1 protein-coding gene is annotated in these 1,456 nt (G+C 35.4%); it reads left to right on the forward strand.

Annotation, left to right across the window (positions count from 1 at the left end):
- Positions 1-1,412: relaxase/mobilization nuclease domain-containing protein (locus LJE09_RS17165; RefSeq protein WP_227311594.1), on the forward strand; the 1,412-nt coding region annotated here is incomplete at its 5' end.
- Positions 1,413-1,456: the final 44 nt, after the last annotated feature.

Here is a 1,456-nt window from a genome sequence, read left to right on the forward strand (position 1 = left end):
CTGGACGATATAAAGGAGTTAATGGAAAAAATATGGCAGTTACAAAAATCCATGGTATCAAAACAACCGTTGATAAAGCAATAGAATACATCTGCAATCCAGATAAAACTGACCAGAATCTATATATTTCTTCCTTTGCCTGCTCTCCCGAAACAGCCGCTCTTGACTTTAAATACACTTTGGATCATACACATGACTGCAGAGATCCGCACAATACAAATAAGGCATTTCATCTGATTCAGGCATTTTCCCCTGGTGAAGTTTCCTATGAAAAAGCCCATCAAATTGGCAAAGAACTTGCGGATCGCTTACTGGAGGGAAAATACTCCTATGTTCTGACAACACACACTGATAAAGGTCATGTACATAACCATTTAATTTTCTGTTCTGCAGATAACATCACTTTTTCTCATTACCATGACTGTAAAAAGAATTACTGGAAAATACGAAATCTCAGCGACACTTTATGCCAGGAACATAACCTGTCCACAATTATGCCAGATGGTAAAAAAGGAATGAAATACAATGAATGGGCTGCAAATAAATCTGAATCCAGTAAAAAAGCGCAGCTGCGAAAAGATATCAACCAGACAATCCGAATTGTTTCCACTTACTCAGAATTTCTTGCATTTATGGAAGCTAAAGGATATGAAATAAAAAACGCAGAATTTGGCGAAAGCAGCAGAAAATACATTACCTTTCGTTCTCCCGATATGTCCCGTCCAGTGCGTGGAAGTGCTAAATCTTTAGGAAAAAATTTTACTAAAGAACGTATCAAAGAACGCATTGAAAATAAACGTCAGAAAGCTATTTTTCCTTCTGTTCATAACAAATTAATAGATACCAATGCTCCCAATATAGCAGGAAACATTGGACTTCAGAAATGGGCAAATAAGGAAAATTTAAAAATTGTCTCTGCTGAATATAACAAGATGTTCACACATAATCTACATAATTTTTCAGAACTTGAAGACCGCATAGCCTTGTTACATATGCAGCAAAAAGAGGTAAATACCTCTGTTGTTTCTCTCGAGTCTCAGATACGTCATCTTCGAGAAATGCTAAAATATGCCAAACAATATCAGAAAAATAAAATTTACGATGACCATTATAAAAGTTCCAAAGATCCAGATCGTTATTTCCGTAAATATGAATCTCAAATTATTCTTTTCGCTGGTGCTGAACATATTTTACAGGAAAATGGTATAGACCTGAAACATCTTAATTCCAATAAGTTACAAGAGCAAATTGCAGATCTTATTTCCAGAAAGGAATCACTAAATACTCAATACGTTTCTTTTAAGCAAGAAATAAAAGAGTTGGAATTGATACATCAAAACCTGTCCAAATATCTCAAACAGGATGCTCCTGAAATACAAAGATCTTCTCATAACCAACTCCCTTCTTTGTAAAACCATAATAATAGGCAGCGATTTCACTCGCTGCCTAAATTCCC

It is taken from the genome of Blautia sp. DFI.3.45 (assembly GCF_020593505.1).
Classification (GTDB): domain Bacteria; phylum Bacillota; class Clostridia; order Lachnospirales; family Lachnospiraceae; genus Blautia_A; species Blautia_A wexlerae.